Origin of the sequence: Brachybacterium sp. GCM10030268 (genome assembly GCF_042666305.1) — a bacterium.
Lineage (GTDB): Bacteria > Actinomycetota > Actinomycetes > Actinomycetales > Dermabacteraceae > Brachybacterium.
Genome location: NZ_JBHTCW010000004.1, coordinates 136175 through 157554, shown reverse-complemented (window position 1 = coordinate 157554; position 21380 = coordinate 136175). Strand labels below are relative to the sequence as shown.

The window sequence follows — 21380 nt, the reverse complement described above, 5'->3', positions numbered from 1 at the left end:
CGTCCGCCGTGGCAAGGTGCCGAGGTCAGGGTTGTCCGAGCACGTACTGCGCGCTCGGCGATTGTTCACGGTACACGTTCGCCGGGGCGGGTCCTGTGTGAGATCGGCGTGCGCAGAAGCAGCACCAGAGCCATCCAGGCAGCGGTGCACCCGCCGATGACGGCGGCCATCGCGGAGAACGCGGTGGCCTGCTGGGCCCCGTCCTGGAGGTCCAGCGGCAGCTGCAATGAGACGAGTTCGTAACCCCCGACGCCGAGCCCGGCCAGGCCGGCCAGAGCCAGCAGGAGCGCCACCACGGAATCGACGGCGCTCGTGCGCAGCCGCAGCAGGGGTCCCGTGGAGCCGTCCGGCCCGGCGACGTCCGCTCCCGGGGCGCCCCTGCGCCGGCGCCCGTGCCCGGTGCGTCGGGCACTGCGGGCCAGGCGGCGCCTGGTGCCCAGCCCGTCGAGGGCGAGGACCAGGAACGTCCACGCCGCCACCAGCACGAGCGCGCCGAGGACGTCGCTGGGCCGGTGCCAGCCCAGTACCACCGTCCCGATGCCTGCGCTCGCCGTCCACGCCGTCCCCAGCGGGGCGAGCACGGCCCGGGCGCCGCCGGAAGCCAGCACCAGCGCGATCACCGCCGTCGCGGCGAGCGTGGTGTGGCCGGAGGGAAACGAGTTCGGGGTGATCTCGATGCCCAGCCCCAGCGGCTCGCGCGAGACCAGGAAGTGCTTGACCACCTGGGTGGTGAGATTCGCGCCCGCCACCAGCACCGCCAGCGGCAGCAGCAGGCGCCACCGGCCGCGGACCAGCACCAGCACCAGGGAGAGGGCCAGCAGCACCGCGATCACGGGCAGGCTGACCGTCCCCACGGCCAGTTCCGCGTACTGCGCCAGGCGGCCCTCGTGGGCGAGCGCACCGGACAGCGCCAGCTCGTCCAGCCGCTGCCCGCTCGCGGTGCCCACGGCCGTCCGCGCCAGCAGCGTGACCGCCGCGACGCAGACGGCTGCCGCCAGCAGCGACAGCAGCGGCCGGGCGAGGCCGCCGACGCGGCGGCGGGACCCGGCGCTGTGGTCCCCGGTGGGGTCGGTCGCGGTGCGTCCGGCGGTCATAGAGTCACCATCCTGCTGATCACGAGTTCACGCACCGCTGGCAGGACCCGCGCGCGGGCCTCGTGCTCGTCGGCGTCGGTCAGGGCGCATACGGCGGCGAGGACCTGACCGAGGGTAAGGGTCCCATCCAGTGCGCCGACGGTCGCCGCGAGTATCTGGTCGGCCCGGACCACGCGGGCGAACCCGGCGCCCTGGGCCAGTTCGATGAGCGTGGGGTCCCATGCGCCCGGCGTGAAGTGGCGCCGCTCGATGACGTCGGCTGCGCGCACCGGGCGCAGGGCGGCCAGGGCGTCGTCATCCAGGGCCGCGAGTTCGTCGATCGCGTCCAGGCCGTCGGCGAGATGGGCGGCCAGGGACCCGGTCCCGGTGCCCGCGGCCTGTTCGGTGCGCAGCACTGCGGGGCGAGGCAGGGCAGGGACCGACCGGGCGCCGTGGTCCGGGCGTCGCAGCAGCAGATAGCCGAAGCCGATGCCCTCCACATCGCGCGCGGCGAAATCGTCCAGCCACGCCTCCAACAGCGGGGACCAGCGGGCGTCGCGCTCGGTGATGCCACCGTCACGGGCCCAGGTCTCCGCGTACTGGGCGGGATCCTCCTGCTCGCGCTGGATCACCCAGGCGTCCACGCCGTCGGCTCTCGCGGGATCGAGCCAGGCTCGCGGATGCGCGTCCCACGGCTGATCGCGGGAGATCTCCCAGTTCCCGAGCATCACGGCGCTGCCGCCCGGTGCCAGGTGTGCCGGGACCGCCTCCAGCAGCTCGGCGAGCAGCGAATCCCCGGCGCGGCCGCCGTCGCGGTAGGTCCAGCGGGCCTCCTCCTGCCCTGCCTCGCGCGGGGTGATCACGAAGGGAGGGTTGGAGACGATCAGGTCGAAGCTCTCCCCGGCCACCGGGTCCAGGAGCGATCCGTGTCGCAGCTCGATCTCGACGTCGTTGAGCGCCGCGTTGAAGGCGGCGAAGGCCAGTGCCCGCCGTGAGAGATCGGTGGCCACGACGTGATCGGCATGCCGGGCGGCGTGCAGCGCCTGGATCCCGCCGCCGCAGCCCAGATCGAGCACGGTGGCGACCCGGGTGCGCGGCGTGATCCGCGCCAGGGTGAGCGAGGCCCCACCGATACCGAGGACATGGTCGGGGCCCAGCGCCTGCCCGGTGGCCAGCTCGGAGAGGTCCGAGGCGATCCACCAGGCGATCTGACCGGCGTCGTCGCTGGCTGCGTACGGGGCGAGGTCGACGGCGGCGCGCAGCAGCGGCTCGGCGGCCTCCGCAGCTCCGGGAGTCTCCCGTGACGCGGCCGGGATCACCAGGCCCAGTGCGCTCGCCCCGTCAGCGCCCAGCGTGGGCAGTGCGCGCTGGATCACGGAGCGGGGCACCACGGCTCCCAGGGTGAACAGGCGGAAGAGGACGGCGGCGGCGTCGGTGCGGCCCTCCAGGGCACGGCGGGCCGGCACGGGATTCTCGCGGCGCAGGGCGGCGACGGCGACCGGTCCCAGCAGAGCCTCGGTGGTCTCGACCGTGTAGGAGGCGGCAGTGAGGTCCGCGCGCAGCGCAGCGATCTGCTCCGGCACGATCCGCGGCGGGGCGGGCGTCGGGGTCCGTGAGGGCGCCGCTGGCGAGTCGGGTGGCATGGCTACGATTGTGCCCCAGCCACCTGGAGTCGGAACGGAGGCCAGGTGTGGACGATGCGCAGGGAATGAGGAGCGGATGCGGGCAGGCAGAGCGGCCGATCTCCTGGCCGATCTCACGCAACCGCCGACCCGCCGAACGTGCCTGACCCACGTCGAGGAGCGTCCGGCCCGGGAGGGCCGCCGCGGCTTCTTCCCCGAGTGGGCGGACCCGCGCCTGGTCGCGCACCTGGCTGAGCGCGGAATCACTGCGCCGTGGATCCACCAGCAGGAAGCCGCGGAACTCGCCCATGGCGGCACGCACGTGGTGCTGGCCACAGCGACCGCCTCGGGCAAGTCGCTGGGGTACCTGCTGCCCGTGCTCACCGCGATCGGCGCCCGTGAGCTCGAGCCGGAGGCGCGCCGTGCCACCGCGCTGTATCTCTCGCCGACCAAGGCGCTCGCCGCGGATCAGCTGACCAACATCACCACCATGGCCGACGGGGCCGGACTGCGTGATGCCCGGATCGCGGTCTATGACGGGGACACCCCCACCGAGCAGCGGCGGTGGGTGCGCCGCCACGGAACCGTGGTGCTGACCAACCCGGACATGCTGCACTTCGGGATCCTGCCCGGCCATGAGCAGTGGGCGAGCTTCTTCCGCGCTCTGCGCTACGTGGTCATCGACGAGTGCCACAGCTACCGCGGCGTCTTCGGCAGCCACGTGGCGATGGTGATGCGTCGCCTGCGCCGGATCGCCGCCCACTACCGCGCCGACCCGACCTTCATCCTGGCCTCGGCCACCACGGCGAACCCGGAGCTGTCGGCCTCCCGGCTCATCGGGCAGGACGTCACCCCGGTCGTCGAGGACGGCTCCCCGCGGGCCGGGCTGACCATCGGGCTGTGGGAACCGGGCACGCGCACGCGCGTGGACGGACGCGGTCCGGGGCGGAGCGACGACGCCGGCCCCGAGGGCGAGGCGGATCCCGCCGGCGCGGGAGCCGGGTCCGGCCCGGACGCCGCGAAGGCCACGGACGACGGCGCCCCGGCCGGGGTAGATGCCGGAGATGGCGAGGGCGGGGCCACGAGTGGCAGCGGCGCCACGAGCGAGGAGCCGCTGCGTCGCTCGGCCACCAGCGAGGCCGGAGCGATCCTGGCGGACCTCGTCGAGCGCGACGTCCAGACACTGGTCTTCGCCCGCTCCCGGCGCGGCGCTGAACTGGTCTCGGGCAGTGCCCGGCGGCTGCTCGAGCAGAAGGCGGAGCACGCCTTCGCTCCGGAGCTCGCGGACAGGGCGAAGCGCGTGGCCGCCTACCGCGGCGGGTACCTCGCCCGGGAACGCCGGGCTCTCGAGGACTCTCTGCGCTCGGGCGAGCTCAAGGCGCTCGCCTCCACCAACGCCCTCGAGCTCGGCATCGACATCGCCGGGCTGGACGCCGTCGTGGTCGCCGGCTGGCCGGGCACCCGCGCGTCCCTGTGGCAGCAGTTCGGCCGGGCCGGGCGCCGTCAGGACCGCGACGGCGGCGCGCTCGCCCTGTTCGTCGCACGGGAGGACCCGCTGGACACCTACGTCGTCCACCACCCCGAGACCGTGTTCGGGGCTGAGGTCGAGGCCGCGGTGTTCGATCCCGCGAACCCGTACGTCATGACCCCTCACCTGTGCGCAGCGGCCTCGGAGCTGGCGATCCGCGACGGCGAGGAGAGCATCTTCGGACCCACCGCTCGCGACCTGCTGACCACGCTCGCCGCTCGAGGTGTGCTGCGCTCGCGCCCCACCGGCTGGTACTGGACCATGACGGAGTCCGCGCACGAGCTGACCGATCTGCGCGGCAGCGGCGGGGAACCGGTGCGGATCGTCGAGGAGGCCAGCGGCACACTGCTGGGCACGGTCGACGCCGCCAGCGCGCACACCCAGGTCCACGACGGCGCCGTGTACCTCCACCAGGGCATGAGCTATGTGGTGAATCATCTGGACGTGGAGCGGGCGGTCGCGTTCGTCCATCGCGAGGATCCGCTGCACTCGACCCATCCCCAGACCACCTCGACCATCCGCATCCGGCAGGTGGACCGCGAGGTGGCGTGGTCCGGTGGGGTCCAGCTGTGCTTCGGCACGGTGGACGTCACCGACCAGGTCACCGGCTACCAGGTGCGGGACGTGTTCACGCAGACGGTCCTGGCCCAGCATCCGCTGGATCTGCCCCCGCGCACCCTGACCACCAAAGCCGTGTGGTGGGTGATCCCGCAGGAGCGCACCGACGCCGCCGAGATTCCCGGGGAGGAGCTGCCCGGGGCCCTGCACGCCGCCGAGCATGCCGCGATCTCCATGCTGCCGCTGCTGGCCACCTGCGACCGGTGGGACATCGGAGGGGTCTCGGCCGCCCAGCACGAGGACACCGGCGAGCCGACCATCTTCGTCTACGACGGAGCGCCCGGCGGTGCCGGCTTCGCCGAGCGCGGCGCCGAGGACGCGCACGCCTGGCTCAGAGCCACCGCGGACATGATCGCGGAGTGCCCGTGCGAGGCGGGGTGCCCCGCCTGCGTGGTCTCCCCGAAGTGCGGCAACGGCAACGAGCCGCTGTCCAAGGCTCAGGCCGAACGCCTGCTGGAGATCCTCCACCCCTGACCTCCGCAGAGGCTCCTCGCCCGGCCACTCGAGGTCGGCCGCCGCCGACGTTCCCAGCCTCTCGACCCCCGGGAATCGGGTGATCGTCGACCGCGAGTTCACGGCAGGTCCGCGGGGCCGGGGCCCGCCCGCGCGCGGGCCGTTGCCGCGGGCAGGGGAGAGGCGTCGACTTGGACCTGCACGACCACGTCCCACTCCCGCTGCTCGCAGCTGGTCAGCTGCGCACCGTTGCGGGAGGCGGCTTCCGCCGCCACCGCGCAGGGTTCGCCGCTGGCCGCCGCCAGGGCGTCGGCCCCCGCGAGGGACGCGAGGTCAGCGGCGGTCGCCGCGCGCGACTGCGCAAGCAGCCCGGTGCCCAGCAGGGACAGCCCGGCCAGGGCCGCGGTCGTCGCTCCCGTCCAGGCCAGGACTCCGGCGGCACCCGTGCTCACGAGACGCCGCCGTCGATCAGGTGCGGCTCCCGCCGCGCTTCCGCATCGGCGCTCAGCTCCCAGTTCGCCCCGGCCAGCGGTCCCGAGGGAGCCTGCAGGGTCCGAGTCGTTTCGACGTGCACCCACATGCCGGTACCGGAGACATGGACCTGGGTGCCCTCGCCGCCGATGCGCTGAGCGGTGGCGACCGCCGCACCGGCATCCTCCCCGCGCGCGAGCTCGCGGGCAGCGCCGCGGGCTGCGCTCTCCAACCGGATCTGGGTGCCCAGCCCCGCTCCGGTCAACAGGATGACGACCACCATCGCGACCACGACGGGCAGCACGATCGCCGTCTCCGCCGTGGCGGACCCCCGGTCGTCCCGCCAGCGGGACGACCGGGCGGACCGCGTCATCACGAGCCCATCGACAGGGCCGAGGTGATGATGCCCAGCAGGATCTCGCGCACCTCCCCGGACGCCAGCAGGGCGACCAGGACAGCGGCGAACCCGCAGGCTGCGAGCACCGTGATGGCATATTCGGCGGTCGATGCGCCGGTCTCGTCCCGCATCACACGGTCGAGGGCGCGGCGCATCCGGATCTTGGTCACGGACATGGTGTTCTCCTTCTCGTCGTGGGCGGCGCACCGCCCGTGGGTGAGCGGCCGTGGCCGCTCGGTCCGGAACGGCGGGCGCCGTTCCGGGAGGGCAGCTGCAGCTGCCGACGTGGGCCAGGGCCCACGCACCGGGAGGCTCCCGGTGGTCGGAGGGGTCGCGGGGAGGTGCCGCGCGACCGGGTCGAGGGCTTCCTGGGCGGGAGCTCATGGCACGGCGCCCGCCGTGGTGAGGGAGAACGTGCCGCCGAGCAGCGACATGACGGTGGGGATGATGCCCAGGACCACGAACGCGGGCAGAAGCGCGAGACCGGTGGGCAGCACCAGGCGCACCGCGAGCTGAGCGGCCCGTACCTCGGCGTGCCGAGCCCGGCCGCGCCGGGCGTCGCGGGCCGCGGAGCGCAGGACGTGGGCGAGATCCGCGCCGGCCGTCTCCGCGAGGACCGCGGACTCCCCGAGCGCTGTGAACTCCGCCGGCAGCTCCCGGGTGGCCACAGCTGCAGGGACCCCGGCCTCCAGAGATGTCGCGAGCCGCTCGAGAGCGTGGGCGTCCGGTCCGGCCGTGAGGGCGCCGGCCACCGCGGAGACGGACCGGGACAGCGGCAGCCCGGATTCGAGGGCGCCGGCGATCAGCTCGAGCACGACCGAGGGATACACGCTGCCCGCTGGGCGGATCGGCCCGGCGGATCAGGCGCCGCATCCACCACCAGCCCAGCCCGGTCAGCGCGATGCCGAGCGCGCCCATCAGGTTCCCGGCGGGCGAGGCCAGCAGCAGCCGGAGCGGATCCCCGCCGAGGAGGATCCCCAGCCCGAGCCCGGCCAGGGGAAGCACCAGCAGGATCCGGGCGGTGGAGCGGGGCCCGGCGAAGGCACTGCGGCGGGCCTGGGCGGCGTCGTGGAGGTCCCGGAGCGCATCGGCCAGGCTCTGCAGCATTCCTGCCGTCGGCGCCCCGGTGCGCTCGCAGACGGTCAGTGCGGCGCCGAGGGAACCGATCACCTCCGTCTGCCGCAGTCGCCCCGGGGCTCCGCGTCTCGGGTCGGCCCCGGCCGCGGCGGCGCGGGCCAGCTCGGTGAGCTCACCCTCGGGCAGGGACCGGGCGATGGCGCCCCAGGCCTGACGGATGCTGGAGCCGGAGCTGATCACGGTGGCGAGCTGCTCGATCATGCGCGCCACCTCGAGGGTGCCCGCACCAGCGCGTGGGACCCGGGCTCTCACCGGGCGGGGGCCGGCCAGGACCGGAGGGGGAGTGAGCACCCAGGCGAGCGTGGCCGCGGCGGTCAGAGTGAGCAGCGCAGTGACGATCATGCCGCCCTCCGTCGCGCCCGGGTCTCCGGGGACGAGGAGGAGGCGCCGGTCCCGGCCGGGGCGGGCGAGGAGGCGCCGCGACCGGTCTCGGCCGCGGGCGAGGCCGCACGGCCGGGCGGGTGCAGCCGTGCCGCCAGCTCCCCGGCCGCCGGGCCCTCCCGCAGCTTTCCCCCGTCCACCCTCAGCGCTGTGGTCGCTCCCAGCGTCCCCTCCCGGTCCCGGTGCAGCAGGGCGATCTCGTCGAGGGCGCGGACCCCGTCGTGCCGCCCGAGGTGGACGACCACCTCGAGGGCGCTGCCGACCTGGGCCGCGAGAGCGCCCCGGTCCAGGCCGCCGAGCGCGCCCAGGGCCTCCAGGCGTGCCGGCACGTCCCTCGCGGTGTTGGCGTGGACGGTGCCGCAGCCGCCCTCGTGGCCCGTGTTCAGGGCCTGCAGCAGCTCCCGGATCTCCGCGCCCCGGCACTCACCGAGCACGATCCTGTCAGGGCGCATCCGCAGGCTCTGGCGCACCAGGGCGGTGAGGTCCACGGCGCCCGCGCCCTCACTGTTGGCGTGGCGGGACTGCAGGTGGACCACGTGCGGGTGGTCGACGGCGAGTTCGAGCACGTCCTCGACCACCACGATCCGCTCGTCGGCCGGGACCTCGCGCAGCATCGCCGCCAGCAGTGTCGACTTCCCGGTGCCGGTGCCACCGGTGACCAGGAACGGGACCCGGGCCGTGATGACGGCCATGAGCACCTCGCGGGCCTCCCGGCCGAATGCGCCCAGTCGCTGGAGGTCATCGAGATCGAGGCGCTCCTGGCCGGGGAGACGCAGCGAGAGGATCGCCCCGCCCGGTGACAGCGGGGGCAGCACCGCGTGGAACCTGATCCCCGAGGGCAGGTGCGCATCGGCCCAGGGGACCGCGTCGTCCAGACGTCGTCCGCCGGCGGTCGCCAGCCGTACTGCGAGGTCCCGGGCCTGTGCGGGAGCGAGATGGATCGCGGCGGGGCGCAGCCCGTCTGCGTCGTCGAGCCACACCGAGCCGTCGTCGTTGACCAGGAGGTCCGTCACGCCGGGCCCGGTCAGTGGCTGCAGAGGGCCGAGCCCGTCGATGTGGTCGCGGATGCGCGTGGTCAGCTCGAGGGTGGCCGCGGCGCCGAGCACCCTGCCCTGCCGGCGCAGCACCCGGGCGATGCGGGGCACGTCCACCGCGCCGGGTGATCGCACGAGGTCTTCCCGCACCAGCTCCAGCAGAGGAGAGAGCTCCGCGTCGGAGGTGGGCGGGTGCACGGTGCTCATGACGCCCTGCCCGCAGCCAGCCCGGTGAGCAGCCGGCGCGCGGCGCGGTCGGCGCCGCGGCGCCGCGCATCCAGCAGGGGCACCGTCGAGCGGGGGCTGTCGCGGAACGATGCGGCCAGCGGCAGGTCGAGATCGTGGGCGACCTCCGCCGGCGTCAGGGGCCCGCGCCGGCGCACCACGGCCTGCGCCAGCATCTCGGGTGGGCGCCACGCGCGCAGACGGCGGGCACTCGCCCGGACTGCATGATCCGTGGAGGGGACCACCATGAACAGGTGATCAGCGTGCTCGGCAGCGACGGGTACGAGACCGGCACCGAGGTCCACCACCACCGTTCCGCCGAGCGGGGACAGCGCCGAGAGGACGCGGGAGAGGGTCTGCGGATCGGGGCCGGCATGGTCCCCGGAGATCAGCAGGTGCACGTCGTCGACCCGGGGCAGGCCCTCGCGCAGTGCCTCTCCGTCGTCGGGACCCAGTCCGGTCGCCTCCTGCCACCCGATGCCGCTGGTGGGCGAGGTCTCGACCAGGAGATCCAGACCGCCGCCGAGGGGATCGGCGTCGACCAGGACCACCGGACCGTGGGTGCGCGCGGCTCCGGCGAGACGTGCAGCGAAACTGGAGGCACCCGCCCCTCCGCAGCCGCCGGCCACGGCGAGCACCGTGGAGGCACCGCGGGGCCGCGCCAGCTCGGAGAACTGGGAGAGGAGCTGCTCGGATCCATCCGGCAGCGGGATCACGGCCAGGGCACCGGCGGCGAGGGCGTGCTGCCACAGCGATGCCGGGATGTCGACCTCGGCGGTGACCACGATCAGCGGGGAGCGGCTTCCGGCACCGTCCGAGTCGCCGCGCACGAGCGATGCTCCCTCGACCACGACGCATGCGCAGGGACCCGCGGAGGAGTCGACGAGCGCCATCCCCGCGGCGGTGGCGTGGTCCCGGACCAGCTCGCGCAGGCTCTCGTCCTGACCGCTCCAGCGCACCTGGGCAGGGCTGTCCGCGGCTCCCGCCACCGGTCCGTCGGGCCCGGCGCTGCGTGCGGCCGCCCGACCGGGGAACCGGGAGCGCTGTCGCCTCGGGCCGGAGCCCGGATGGACATCCGGCTCGGTCCGCAGGGTGGGATCGTGGGGATCCGGCGGCCGCGATGCAGCCGGGAGCTGAGGGATGGTGGTGCTGGTCATGCGGCCAGCGTGACTGCTGCGGTGGGGCGCTCGCCCGGCAGTGGCCCGGGTGGTGGACGAGGCCGCTATGTGGAGGAAAGCTCGCTCTCACCGAGGGCTTGCAGGGACCTCGCGGCGGGCGTAGTGTGATGTGGACAACGACGAATACCGGCACCGGAACCCACGTGCGATTGGTCCCCGCAACGGACCGGCTGCGAGGCGTCGAAAGCGCCACCGCAACCACTTATCGTGCACGCCTGATCCCGATGCAGATGGCTCGTCCGGAGCGGCGCCGCGACTGATCGCGACGCCGCTCCTCCTTGCGTCCTATCTCTCGTCGTATCTCCTCGCGGCGAGCCTCCGTGCGGCGGCGCATCCTCGCCTTCCGGCGGCGCATCCTCGTGGACCGCAGCCCGCTCTGGTCCGCCGGCCGTGGTCGTGGCGCGGGAACCGGCGGGGGAGGACCTCAGAACTCGAGGTCCACGATCACCGGGGCGTGGTCCGAGGCGCCCTTGCCCTTGCGCTCCTCGCGATCGATGAGCGAGCCGCGCACCGCGGACTGCACGGCCGGGGACCCGAGCACGAAGTCGATGCGCATGCCCTCCTTCTTCGGGAAGCGCAGGGCCTGATAGTCCCAGTAGGTGTACACACCGGGGCCCGGATGGTCGGGGCGCACCACGTCGGCGTACCCGGCCTCGACCACCGCCCGGAACGCCGCCCGCTCCGGCTCGGTGACGTGCGTCTTCCCCTCGAAGAACTCCATGTCCCACACGTCCTCGTCCTGCGGGGCGACGTTGAAGTCCCCGACGAACACCGTGCGCGACTGCGGGTTCGCGGCCAGCTCGCGCTCACCCTCGGCGCGCAGCGCGTCCAGCCAGCGCAGCTTGTAGGCGTAGTGCGGGTGGCCGAGCTCGCGCCCGTTGGGCACGTACAGCGACCAGATCCGCAGGCCGTCACCGACCACGCCGCCGATCGCACGGGCCTCGACCACGCCGGTGCCGTCCTCCGGCCAGGCCGGCACCGCCGGCAGCTCGGTGCGCACGTCGGTGAGGCCGACGCGGGAGATCAGCGCCACCCCGTTCCACTGATTCAGCCCGTGCGCGCGGACCTCGTAGCCCGCCGCCTCCAGGGCCGTGAGATCCAGCTGTTCGGGCTTGGCCTTGGTCTCCTGCAGAGCCAGCACGTCGACGTCGTGCCGCTCCAGGAAGGCCAGCACCCGATCCATCCGTGCCCGCAGCGAGTTGATGTTCCAGGTCGCGATCCGCATGGCCCCGATCCTACGGGCGGCGTCAGATCGACGCAGGCCCACGGCCCGTCGCCGCCGTCGTGCGGCCCGCGCAGTCGTAAACTCAGGACATGGCGCGCGCACTCGTCACCGGTTCGACGTCCGGACTCGGTCTGGAGTTCGCCTGGCAGCTGGCCGGGACCGGGCACGACCTCGTGCTGGTCTCGCGCGACGAGGACCGCCTGCGTGCGGTCTCCGAGCAGATCCGCGATGTCCACGACGTCAGCGTGGAGATCCTTCCCGCAGACCTCTCGGACCGACAGCACCTCGAGCGGGTCGCGGTCCGTCTCACCGATCCCGTCGACCGGATCGATCTGCTGGTCAACAATGCCGGCTACGGGCTCCGCGGCGGGTTCCTGGAGATCGGCGTGGGCGACCACGAGAAGCAGATGGACACCCTCATGAAGGCGGTCCTGGTCCTCTCCCACGCGGCGGCGCGCGCGATGGTCCAGCGCTGCCGCGGAGCGATCATCAACGTCAGCTCGCTCGCCGGGTACACCACCGCCGGCCCCTACGCCGCCTCCAAGAGCTGGGTCACGGTCTTCACCGAGTCGCTGGCGATGGAGCTCAAGGAGACCGGCGTGACCGCGACCGTCCTGCTGCCGGGGTTCGTGCAGACGGAGTTCCACGAGCGGGCCGCGATGACGATGGACGGCCTGCCGCGCATCACCTGGCTGAAGGCCCCCTTCGTGGTCGAGCAGGCGCTCAAGGACGCCGCCAAGGGCAACGTCATGTCGATCCCGTCGGTCAAGTACCGCACCGCCGGCGAGTTCTCCCGGATCGCCCCGCGGCCCCTCGTGCGCGCACTGACCTCACCGACCTGGTACCGCAGGATGCAGCAGCGGGCCGTGCTGCGCTCGCGCCGGAAGGCCTCGCGCCGCAACCTGCACGCCCCCTGGCAGCGCGAGGAGGGTTAGGCGGGCCGACCCAACGGCGGCGCGATGCGGCCGACGGACTGCACGGCCGGCGGGGCCGACGGGCTGAATTTCCGACGGGACGACGAGGGAGAGTCCATTACGCTGGCATCATGCCGGAGACCAGCCCCGATTCCCCCGTGTCCGCTCCGATCGAGGTCGCCCGTGAGCGTCTGCGCGTCCTGATCCGGGACCTCGCCGTCGTCCGCGGACACGTCGTCCTCTCCTCGGGTGCCGAGGCGGATCACTACGTCGACCTGCGTCGCGTCACCCTCCACCACGAGGCGGCGCCGCTGGTCGGTCGAGTCATGCTGGACCTCCTGCACCGCGAGGGCCTGGTCCCCGGCGTCGAGGCCGTCGGCGGGCTCACCCTGGGGGCGGACCCGGTCGCGACGTCGATCCTGCACGCCGCCGCTCACGCTCCCGGCGCCGCGGGCGATGAGCGCAGAGCGCTGGACGCGTTCGTCGTGCGCAAGGCCAACAAGGCCCACGGTCTGCAGCGACGCATCGAGGGGCCCGACGTCACCGGGCGCCGTGTCGTCGCCGTCGAGGACACCTCCACCACCGGGGGCAGCGTGCTGACCGCCTGCGAGGCACTCACCGAGGACGGCGCCGACATCGCCGCCGTCGCCGTGATCGTGCACCGCTCCGAGGCGTCCCGCGAGGCCGTCGAGGCCGCCGGGTACCGCTACCTCGCGGCCTACGACATCTCCGAGCTGGAGATCTGAGCACCGTCCATGAGCGAGCCCGAACCCGGCCGCGAGGTCGGTGTAGGCCCCCATCCCGAGCCCTGGCCGGAGGATCCGCGCCTGGATCCTGAGCTGCTCGCGCACGGGGACCGCCGCAACGTCGAGGACCGCTACCGGTACTGGCGGCGCGAGGCGATCATCGCCGACCTCGACACCCACCGGCACGAGCTGCACGTGGCCATCGAGAACCTCGAGCACGACGCGAACATCGGCTCCGTGGTGCGCACCGCGAACGCCTTCGCCGTCGGCGCCTTCCACATCGTCGGCCGGCGCCGCTGGAACCGCCGCGGCGCCATGGTCACCGACCGCTACCAGCACGAGATCCACCATCCCGACGCCGCCGAGCTCATCTCCTGGGCCCGGGCGCACGGCCGCCCGCTGGTCGCGATCGACCTGGTGCCCGGTGCCCTGCCGATAGAGCGCACACCGCTGCCGCGCGACGCGGTGCTGGTCGTGGGCCAGGAGGGTCCCGGCGTGAGCCCGGAGATCCTCGCCGCCGCGGACCTCGTCGTCGGCATCACCCAGTTCGGATCCACCCGCTCGATCAACGTCGCCGCCGCGGCCGCGATCGCGATGCACACCTGGATCATCCAGCACGCCGATCTCCCCGAGGGGCCGCTGCGCTGACGTATGCGCCGACCACGAGCCGCTGCGGCGGTGGCCGCTCTCGTGGGATGAGAGCCCGGTCGGCTCGAAAGGGCCCTATGGGACAATGAGCCGGATAGGACGATCGTGCGAGACGCACTCCGCGCCGCCGGTCATCGTCACGGACTCTCTTCAGCGAAGGAGCATGCCTCATGGCAGTCGCAACCCCGGATCAGTACGCAGAGATGATCGACCACGCCAAGCGCGGGAAGTTCGCCTACCCGGCGGTCAACGTCTCGAGCTCGCAGACCGCTATCGCCGCCCTGCGCGGCTTCAGCGAGGCGAACTCCGACGGCATCATCCAGGTGTCCTTCGGCGGCGCCGAGTACCTCTCGGGCTCCACGGTCAAGGACCGTGTCGCGGGCTCCATCGCACTGGCCGAGTTCGTGCACGCCGTGGCGAAGAACTACCCGATCAACGTCGCGCTGCACACCGACCACTGCCCCAAGGAGGCCCTCGACAACTGGGTCGAGCCCCTCATCGCCTGGGACCTCGAGAACCGCGTGAACAAGGGCCTGGACCCGCTGTTCCAGTCGCACATGTGGGACGGCTCCGCCGTGCCGGTCGACGAGAACCTCGAGATCGCCGAGAAGCTGCTGGAGAAGTCCGCCGCCGCCAAGAAGATCCTCGAGATCGAGATCGGCGTCGTCGGCGGCGAGGAGGACGGCATCCAGGCCGACGTCTCCAACGACAAGCTCTTCTCCACCCCCGAGGACGGCCTCAAGACGGCCGCCAAGCTGGGCCTGGGCGAGCGGGGCCGCTACCTCACCGCACTCACCTTCGGCAACGTGCACGGCGTGTACAAGCCGGGCAACGTGAAGCTGCGTCCCGAGATCCTGGGGGAGATCCAGAAGGCCGTCGGTGCCGAGTACGGCAAAGACCTGCCCTTCGACCTGGTGATGCACGGCGGCTCCGGCTCCACCCTGGAGGAGATCCAGGAGGCGGTGGACAACGGCGTCATCAAGATGAACATCGACACCGACACCCAGTACGCCTTCACCCGCCCCGTCGCCGCTCACATGTTCGAGAACTACGACGGCGTGCTGAAGATCGACGGCGAGGTCGGCAACAAGAAGGCCTACGACCCCCGCGCCTGGGGCAAGAAGGCCGAGGCCGGCCTGGCCACGCGCCTGGTCGAGGCCTGCGAGAACCTCCGCAGCGCCGGCTCCCACAAGGCCTGATCGACGTACTGCGAGCTTGCGAGCGGTAGGAGATCGGGCAGTGCGGAACCGGCTGATCGACGTACTGCGAGCTTGCGAGCGGTAGGAGATCAGGCAGTGCGGAACCGCTTGATCGACGTGCTGCGAGCTTGCGAGCGGTAGGAGATCGGGCAGTGCGGAACCGCTTGATCGACGTACTGCGAGCTTGCGAGCGGTAGGAGATCGGGCAGGTCGCTAGAGGCCGATCGACCCGATCGACTGCCACCGTCCCCGGGCTCGACCCGGGGACGGTGGCACCTGAACTTTGGCCACTGACGACGCATTTCCAGCGGATTATGCGACGTCAGTGGCCAAAGTTCGTTCTATGTCGACGGGCGGCATGGGCGCGGTCGAGGGGACCGGGCCGACGGGTCATGGATCGGCGGTCCAGCGTGAGCGGCGCTTACCAGCGGTTGCCGCGAGCGCGCCCCATGACCCGCTTCAGCGCGGGCAGCACGTCGGCCAGGAAGATCCCGGCGATCACGACGCCGGCCAGCATGAACAGCATCGAGGAGCCGCCGCTGCCGATCGGATAGGGCAGGGAGAGGAAGCCCAGCAGCAGCGCCACGCCCGTGAGGATCCCCCAGAACAGCTTGCTGCGCTTGCCGGCCGCCGTGTAGGCGTCGGGACGGAAGCGGATCGCGTTCACGAACGCCCAGATCTCGATGGCGAACAGGGCGAGCGCGAGGACGGCGAAGATCCACGTCTGGATGAGTCCGATCATCCGGTCAGGATAACCGCGCCCGCCGAACGCCCGCTGGCAGGCGGCTCGGCCTCAGCTGCGCCGATCGGGGTCGGAGCGGTCGGTGATCAGCAGTTCGAGCGCCTCCGTGGTGGCCGGCGGTTCGACCGCCTTCATCTCCTGCGTCATCAGGCGCGGGCCGATCGCGTCCCCGTCGGCGGCGACGAGCAGGCTGGGCAGGAACTGCTTGGCCTCCTGGGAGGTCAGCCCCGTGGCCTGGAGCAGGTCGATGGCCAGGGAGCGCAGCTGGATCGCGAGGGTGACTCCCTCGAAGTGGCCGGCACGGCCCGGCCGCACGCCCTCGTCGTTGCGCAGCAGCATCTCGGGGGTCAGGTAGGAGGCGAACAGGCGCAGCTTGCGCCGGGCCTCGGTGAAGTCGACCTCGTCGTGCCGTACGGCCGTCCCCAGCTCCGTCACGGCGTCGCGCGCGGCCAGCAGCGCGTCGGCCAGGGTCGAATGCGCATCCCCGCGCACGGCGTCGAGGAACTCCACCTCGTGCCGGGCGATCACCCGCATGTTGCGCATCGCGCGGTCAGAGCCCACCAGCAGGTGCTGCAGGCGGCCGACGTCGCCGGCGTGACGCAGCCCCGCGGGGGAGAAGGTGGCCATCTCGTTGGCGGCGTCATTGGCCAGCTGCCACTCATCGGTGTACTTCTGGGAGTTGTTGCGAATGCTCACCAGTGCTGCCTGGGCGACGCCGCGATCACCGCTGCGTGCGGCCAGGGCGAGAGAGACCAACGTGTCCTCCAGCTCCTGGAAGAACGAGCATGCAGCCCGGCGCTGGGGGCGCCGAGGATCCCCCGAGAACAGCAGATGGATCACGATCGCGACGACCACGCCCGTCAGCGCATCCAGCACGCGCCCGCCCGGGGTCATGTTCGGGGTGAGCGGCATGATGGTCACCAGCAGGGACTGGATCGCGGTCTGGATCCCGAAGAGGTTGCTGGAGTCGATGAAGCGCGCGAGCATCCCGGCGACGAACACGACGACCAGGATCTGCCAGGTGCCGGAGCCGATCAGGGAGCGGGCGATCTCGCCGATGACCACGCCGAGCATCACTCCGGCGGCCATCTCGAAGATCTTGCGGACCTTCTTCTCGATGCCGAATCCGATGATGACGAACGCGGCGATCGAGGCGAAGAACGGGTACTGGTGATCCCAGATCAGGCCGCTGAGCAGGTAGGCGAGGGCGGCCGCCACCGCCGCGCGGGTGACGGTCACGGCGTCGGAGCGGCCGCGGGAGGCGCCCTGGGCCAGCCAGCCGGCGACGGCCCCGCGGACGCGATCGAGCAGGGGAGCCCGCTGCGGAGTCCCCCCGGGCGGAGGAGAGGCCTGGCTCATGGGCGCACCGGGTCCTCGAGCCGCATCTCCAGCAGCTCCTCGAGCCGGAACGTGTCGCCGTCGCGGGCTCCGCGGCCCACCACCAGCGGTGCCGGCGACGGGGCAGGTGTGGCGCCGCGCAGCCGGGACCGCAGGCCGCCGTCGACCCGCATCACGTAGTAACGGCCCTCGGCGTCGACCGCGAGGGACCGGTCGCGCTTGAGGTACCAGCCGCGGAGTGAGGTGCGGATCGTCCCGCCGCCGGTGTACGGCCGGGCGCGCAGCGGGATCGGATGGATCCCGGCCTCCCGGAATCGTGCGACCGCGTCACGGATGGTGGCGGTGGCCCTGAGGTGCTCGTCCTCGCGGGCGGCGTGCAGCGCCTGCTCCTTGGCCTCGAGCACCTGTCGTCGCTGCCGGCTCCAGTCCTGCTGCTCGCCCTGTGCACTCATGGTCCCCATTGTTCCAGGCCCGTCCGGGCGCCGCAGGTCGAGCACGGTAGGAGAGCGGTGCGAATGCTGTGCAGGCTGCGTGGACGTTCGGGCGGGCCGAACGGTACGGGTGCCGGGACGGGACGACCGGCTCGGGCGCCGGCACCGGCCAGGGGCGCACCCACGGCCGGCACCTGCCGTGCTGTGCGCGCCTCAGAGCTTGGCGGTCGCCGGTCGGTCGCCGTGGTCGCGGGGCACCACGACCGGCTCCTGCGACGCATCGATCCACACCGAGCTCGTCTCCCCGTCGGCGGCGGAGACAGGGACCTCCACGGCCAGAGCGGCGTCGAGCGGGACCGCTCGACGGACCACGGCCAGCGCGATCGGCCCGAGATCGACGTGCAGGGCCGCGGAGGTGACGGCGCCGATGACCTTCCCGTCGGACCCGCCGAGACGCACCTCGCCGCCGGGGGCGGCGGGCACGTCCTGCGAGCCGTCCAGGTGGAGCATGACCAGGCGGCGCGGGGGCTGGCCGAGGTTGAGGACCTTCGCGACGGTCTCCTGGCCGCGGTAGCAGCCCTTGGTGGTGTGCACGGTGGTGCGCAGCAGATCGAGCTCGTGGGGGATGCTGCGCTCGTCCACCTCCCGGGCCGCCCGGGCGCGGTGGTCGGCGATCCGCAGCGCTTCCCATGAGGACATCCCGGCGAGGTGCTCGGAGCGCCAGGGCAGCTGAGCGAGAGCGTCGGCATCGGCGACGGTGAGCACGGCGCCCACCGGGTCGTCGGGATCCGGCCCGTAGGCCACCCCGCCGGGGGCGACCTGCGGCCAGGGCTCGGACCAGACGGCGGCGGGAGCGGGCAGGTCGAGCTCGGGCAGGACGTCGGCGGCCGGCGCGGTGCCGCCGAGAACGCGCAGGTCATCACGGTCGGTCAGCTCGATGCGCGCCGCGAAGCGCATCATCTCCAGGTAGCGGCGAAGGCCTGCACGGGCTCCGGCATCGAGCACCAGCAGCAGGGTCTCCTCCGCGGTGACCACGGCGGAGGCGAGGTGCTCGACCCGGCCCTGCGGCGAGAGCACGGCGAGGCTGGCCGAGGAGCCGACGGGGATGCCCTCGAGGACCTGGGTGGTCACGGTGGTCATCCAGCTGCGGGCGTCGGGGCCGGTGACCTCGAGCACCTCGAAGTGGCCGAGGTCGACGACGGCGCGGCCATCCAGCAGCCGGCGCTGTTCGCGCAGCGGTGCGCCGTAGTGGGCGGGCACCGCCGCATCCGGGCCGTCGCCGAGGACGGCTCCTGTGCTCAGCAGCGGGCGGATGTGACGGTCGGTCTCAGGCACGGTGGAGCTCCACGGAGATGTAGGGGGTCATGTCGGTCTCGCCGGTCTCGCTCGCGGCGCCGGGGACCCGCTGCTCCCACAGCCACATCAGGTTGCCGCCGACGTACCCGAACATGCGGGTCGCCGTGACCTCGGGGCTGCCATCCGCCGCGGGCTCGCCCAGGGCGAGCTGGATGCGGGGTCCCCGGACCTCACCGGCCCATTCCGGGCCGGCCGGGTCGTCACGGGGCGAGTCCTCACCGGCCGCGTGCTCTCCGGCCCGGTCCCGGCGCTCGAAACGCGCCCGCAGCCCGTAGGACAGGAAGCTGGCGGGATCGCCCGGCTTGGCCGCGCGGGCCGCGGCGACATCCTGGCCGGGCAGCACGTCGCCGACGGTCCAGATGCCGTCCTCACGCATCAGCAGGGTGCGCTCGCCCGTGCCCGCGGCAGGGGGCGCGTCCGCCCGGGCGAAGGCGCTGGTGGGAGGGAGCGGGGCGGGCGCGTCGATCTCGTGGATCGTCGAGCGCCAGCCCATGGTGCCGTCCTCGCGGGCGGTGCACACCAGGTGCTGCTGGACGCGGCGTTCGCCGGCGTCGGGATCCCCGGGGCGATGGAGGGCTCCGGAGCCCTGCCAGCTGCCGATCAGCCAGGCGAGCGGGTACAGCGGCTCCGGGAGGGAGGGGTCGAGTGTGATGGGCATGGGAGCCGATCAGCCGCTCAGCGGTCGAACAGGCGCAGCAGCACCAGGAGGGCGAATGCCAGGGTGCCGAGACCCACCAGGACCACGAGCGAGATGAAGATCAGGGAGAGCGCGGACATGCCGCAGAGTCTATCGTCCACGAGCTGCGGCGAGCAGTGCGCGACGGAGCGGTCCGGGGAGCGGCCGGGAGCGCTCAGGGCAGCAGCATCACCGCGAGGTGGGCGACCACACCGATGGTGGCCACGGGCACCACCGCCACCGCGAGCGAGGGGACCGGCTCCCGCGCCACCAGGGAGGACCCTGCCAGCAGATGCGCACAGCTGCCCCCGATCGCGACCACGAGGCCGAGTCCGATCGCCAGGGGCAGCGACACCACCAGGAGCGCAGAGGCCAGCGCCGCCGTCACCCCGGCGCCCGCGCCCGCGGAGAGCACGAAACGCAGGCCGGCCGGCAGCGCCGTGGCGTTGATCAGGAGAGTCGCGGCGAGACCCGCCGCGATGGCCGAGACCAGAGCGGCCCGGCCCTCGGCGGCGGCCTGGGCCTGCGCCAGCACCCAGCACGCCGCGACCCCGGCCGCGAACACCCCTGCCACCGTGCCGGTGAGAGAGGCCGTCAGGTCCCGCCGGTCCCGGCGCAGCATCTGGTGGACGAAGGAGGCGAACACCCCGACGGCGCACGCCATCACGATCCCGGTCATCGGGGCGATGCGGTCGGACGGGGCGGAGACGATCACGGCGCCGGCGATACCGGTGCCCGCCATCACCACCGCCGTCCCGACCGCGGAACGGAGCTCGAGCAGGCCCGGCCAGGCGATACCCAGCAGCACGGTGAGCAGGGCCACGAACGTCGCCATCACCACCGGCGACAGCGGGCCGGTCAGCGAGATCAGAGTCAGCAGCAGCGCCAGTGCGGCACCGAGCGGGGCGCGCTCGGGAGCGGTCATGAGGCCTCCCTCGCACTCGGTTCCGGTCACTTCGCCGTCGCCGACGAGCGTGGTCAGGCGGGCGCTACAGTGTCAGTCTACGAGCGCCCGCAGGCGGCGGCATCCACAGCGAACCGTCCGAGCCCCGGAAGGACCCCATGATCACGACGGCTGCCCTGTCGCAGACCCAGCGCGACGCGGCCCGTGAGCTGCTCGATGCAGTCACCGCGCACGACGGAGTCTCCCCGCTGGACGAGGCGGCGCGGCTCGCCCTGACGGGAGATTCCGCACAGCACCTGCTCCTGCCCGCCGGACCCGAGCACAGCACGGACCCCGGAGCCGATCCGGCCGCGGCGGAGACGCTGCTCGGCTACGCGAGCGTGCTGCCCGACGGCACCGTCCAGGGCATGGTTCATCCCGGCCATCGCCGGCGCGGGCACGGCACGGCGCTGCTGCGAGCCGCCCTCGAGCTGCGTCCCGATGCGGGCGTCTGGGCCCACGGCGCCCTCGACGGGTCGCTCGCCTTCCTCACCGCTGCGGGCATGCACGAGACCCGCCGACTGCTCACGCTGCGTCGAGAGCTCGCCGCCGGGGATCCGGTGCGGGACGTCGCCGTCCCGACGCTCGAGGACTTCCGGCTGGACTCCTTCGACCTCGAGCGCGATGCGGATCGCTGGGTCGAGGTCAATGCGCTGGCGTTCGCCGATCACCCCGAGCAGGGCTCGCTGGGGCGGGCCGATCTGGACCGGCGGCTGGCCGAGCCCTGGTTCGACGCCGGCGACCTGCTGGTCGCCCTCCAGCACGAGGAGCTGGTCGGATTCGTGTGGATCAAGCGGGACGCGGCGGAGGGCCCCGAGGCCGACGCCGAGATCTACGTCGTCGCCACCGCGCCGTCCGTCCAGGGCCACGGTGTGGCGGGGTACCTGCTGGCTGCGGCGCTGCGGCGGCTGCAGGCCGCGGGCGTGCCCGGCGTCGAGCTCTACGTCGAGGCAGACAACACCGCGGCACTGCGCCTGTACGAGGCGTGGGGCTTCACCGTCTCGGGCCGGGACGTGCAGATGCGCGCGGCGGCGAAGGCCTGACC

Annotated in this window: 21 protein-coding genes and 1 pseudogene; 6 read left to right on the top strand and 16 right to left on the bottom strand. The window is 73.0% G+C overall.

The window, feature by feature from the left end; translation table 11 throughout:
* Positions 1 to 65: 65 nt before the first annotated feature.
* Positions 66 to 1094 (bottom strand): phosphatase PAP2 family protein, encoded by a 1029-nt coding sequence (locus ACFQRD_RS08265; RefSeq protein WP_377018313.1) that lies wholly within the window; start codon positions 1092 to 1094, stop codon positions 66 to 68.
* Positions 1091 to 2716 (bottom strand): methyltransferase, encoded by a 1626-nt coding sequence (locus ACFQRD_RS08260; protein ID WP_377803737.1) that lies wholly within the window; start codon positions 2714 to 2716, stop codon positions 1091 to 1093. Before ACFQRD_RS08260 ends, ACFQRD_RS08265 begins: the two co-directional genes overlap by 4 nt.
* Before the next feature lie 76 nt (positions 2717 to 2792).
* Here ACFQRD_RS08260 and ACFQRD_RS08255 point away from each other — a divergent pair, with 76 nt between their 5' ends.
* Complete coding sequence (locus tag ACFQRD_RS08255; RefSeq protein ID WP_377803736.1) at positions 2793 to 5315, top strand: DEAD/DEAH box helicase; 2523 nt, start codon at positions 2793 to 2795, stop codon at positions 5313 to 5315.
* A gap of 98 nt (positions 5316 to 5413) precedes the next feature.
* On the opposite strand, the gene ACFQRD_RS08250 is transcribed toward ACFQRD_RS08255, so the two are convergent.
* The 8 genes and pseudogenes from ACFQRD_RS08250 to ACFQRD_RS08215 form a co-directional block, all read right to left on the bottom strand.
* Complete coding sequence (locus ACFQRD_RS08250; RefSeq protein ID WP_377018310.1) at positions 5414 to 5746, bottom strand: Rv3654c family TadE-like protein; 333 nt, start codon at positions 5744 to 5746, stop codon at positions 5414 to 5416.
* Entirely contained in the window at positions 5743 to 6138 is a 396-nt protein-coding gene (locus tag ACFQRD_RS08245) for a TadE family type IV pilus minor pilin (RefSeq protein ID WP_377018309.1), read from the bottom strand. Before ACFQRD_RS08245 ends, ACFQRD_RS08250 begins: the two co-directional genes overlap by 4 nt.
* The gene (locus ACFQRD_RS08240; protein WP_377018308.1) at positions 6138 to 6338 is read right to left on the bottom strand and encodes a DUF4244 domain-containing protein; all 201 of its coding nucleotides are present in this window, start codon (positions 6336 to 6338) and stop codon (positions 6138 to 6140) included. The genes ACFQRD_RS08245 and ACFQRD_RS08240 overlap by 1 nt, the downstream gene beginning before the upstream one ends.
* 204 nt (positions 6339 to 6542) lie before the next feature.
* Positions 6543 to 6977 (bottom strand): type II secretion system F family protein, encoded by a 435-nt coding sequence (locus ACFQRD_RS08235; protein WP_377803735.1) that lies wholly within the window; start codon positions 6975 to 6977, stop codon positions 6543 to 6545.
* A gap of 223 nt (positions 6978 to 7200) precedes the next feature.
* A pseudogene (locus ACFQRD_RS08230) lies at positions 7201 to 7500 on the bottom strand (type II secretion system F family protein); the annotation flags it as partial.
* Between the two features lie 137 nt (positions 7501 to 7637).
* Complete coding sequence (locus tag ACFQRD_RS08225) at positions 7638 to 8921, bottom strand: TadA family conjugal transfer-associated ATPase (RefSeq protein WP_377018306.1); 1284 nt, start codon at positions 8919 to 8921, stop codon at positions 7638 to 7640.
* Positions 8918 to 10096: a hypothetical protein gene (locus ACFQRD_RS08220; RefSeq protein WP_377018305.1), complete on the bottom strand. Its 1179-nt coding sequence runs from the start codon at positions 10094 to 10096 to the stop codon at positions 8918 to 8920. The genes ACFQRD_RS08225 and ACFQRD_RS08220 overlap by 4 nt, the downstream gene beginning before the upstream one ends.
* A gap of 445 nt (positions 10097 to 10541) precedes the next feature.
* The gene (locus tag ACFQRD_RS08215; RefSeq protein ID WP_377018304.1) at positions 10542 to 11342 is read right to left on the bottom strand and encodes an exodeoxyribonuclease III; all 801 of its coding nucleotides are present in this window, start codon (positions 11340 to 11342) and stop codon (positions 10542 to 10544) included.
* Positions 11343 to 11431: 89 nt separating this feature from the next.
* Between ACFQRD_RS08215 and ACFQRD_RS08210 the strand changes: the two genes are divergently transcribed.
* From ACFQRD_RS08210 to fbaA, 4 genes are all read left to right on the top strand, one after another.
* Positions 11432 to 12277 carry an SDR family NAD(P)-dependent oxidoreductase gene (locus tag ACFQRD_RS08210; RefSeq protein WP_377018303.1) on the top strand — a complete coding sequence of 282 codons (846 nt, stop codon included), beginning with the start codon at positions 11432 to 11434 and terminating at the stop codon, positions 12275 to 12277.
* A 110-nt stretch (positions 12278 to 12387) separates the two neighbouring features.
* The gene (locus ACFQRD_RS08205) at positions 12388 to 13002 is read left to right on the top strand and encodes an orotate phosphoribosyltransferase (protein ID WP_377018302.1); all 615 of its coding nucleotides are present in this window, start codon (positions 12388 to 12390) and stop codon (positions 13000 to 13002) included.
* Between the two features lie 9 nt (positions 13003 to 13011).
* Positions 13012 to 13650, top strand: coding sequence for a TrmH family RNA methyltransferase (locus tag ACFQRD_RS08200; protein WP_377018301.1), 639 nt, complete (start codon positions 13012 to 13014; stop codon positions 13648 to 13650).
* 170 nt (positions 13651 to 13820) lie between these two features.
* Positions 13821 to 14849, top strand: a complete 1029-nt coding sequence (fbaA, locus tag ACFQRD_RS08195; RefSeq protein WP_377018300.1) for a class II fructose-bisphosphate aldolase — start codon at positions 13821 to 13823, stop codon at positions 14847 to 14849.
* Positions 14850 to 15270: 421 nt separating this feature from the next.
* Here fbaA and ACFQRD_RS08190 read toward each other — a convergent pair whose 3' ends face one another.
* The 6 genes from ACFQRD_RS08190 to ACFQRD_RS08165 all read right to left on the bottom strand — a co-directional run bounded on the left by ACFQRD_RS08190 (position 15271) and on the right by ACFQRD_RS08165 (position 20317).
* The gene (locus tag ACFQRD_RS08190) at positions 15271 to 15591 is read right to left on the bottom strand and encodes a DUF2516 family protein (RefSeq protein ID WP_377792943.1); all 321 of its coding nucleotides are present in this window, start codon (positions 15589 to 15591) and stop codon (positions 15271 to 15273) included.
* A 51-nt stretch (positions 15592 to 15642) separates the two neighbouring features.
* Positions 15643 to 16950 carry an aromatic acid exporter family protein gene (locus ACFQRD_RS08185; RefSeq protein ID WP_377018298.1) on the bottom strand — a complete coding sequence of 436 codons (1308 nt, stop codon included), beginning with the start codon at positions 16948 to 16950 and terminating at the stop codon, positions 15643 to 15645.
* On the bottom strand, positions 16947 to 17381 hold the full coding sequence (locus ACFQRD_RS08180; RefSeq protein ID WP_377792944.1) for a hypothetical protein: 435 nt from the start codon (positions 17379 to 17381) through the stop codon (positions 16947 to 16949). The genes ACFQRD_RS08185 and ACFQRD_RS08180 overlap by 4 nt, the downstream gene beginning before the upstream one ends.
* Before the next feature lie 192 nt (positions 17382 to 17573).
* A complete protein-coding gene (locus tag ACFQRD_RS08175) occupies positions 17574 to 18695 on the bottom strand; it encodes a YgfZ/GcvT domain-containing protein (RefSeq protein WP_377803734.1) in 1122 nt (373 codons plus the stop codon).
* Positions 18688 to 19374, bottom strand: a complete 687-nt coding sequence (locus tag ACFQRD_RS08170; RefSeq protein WP_377018295.1) for a heme-binding beta-barrel domain-containing protein — start codon at positions 19372 to 19374, stop codon at positions 18688 to 18690. Before ACFQRD_RS08170 ends, ACFQRD_RS08175 begins: the two co-directional genes overlap by 8 nt.
* A 193-nt stretch (positions 19375 to 19567) precedes the next feature.
* Positions 19568 to 20317, bottom strand: coding sequence for a hypothetical protein (locus tag ACFQRD_RS08165; protein ID WP_377803733.1), 750 nt, complete (start codon positions 20315 to 20317; stop codon positions 19568 to 19570).
* A 137-nt stretch (positions 20318 to 20454) separates the two neighbouring features.
* Between ACFQRD_RS08165 and mshD the strand changes: the two genes are divergently transcribed.
* A complete protein-coding gene (mshD, locus tag ACFQRD_RS08160) occupies positions 20455 to 21378 on the top strand; it encodes a mycothiol synthase (RefSeq protein ID WP_377803732.1) in 924 nt (307 codons plus the stop codon).
* Positions 21379 to 21380 lie beyond the last annotated feature (2 nt).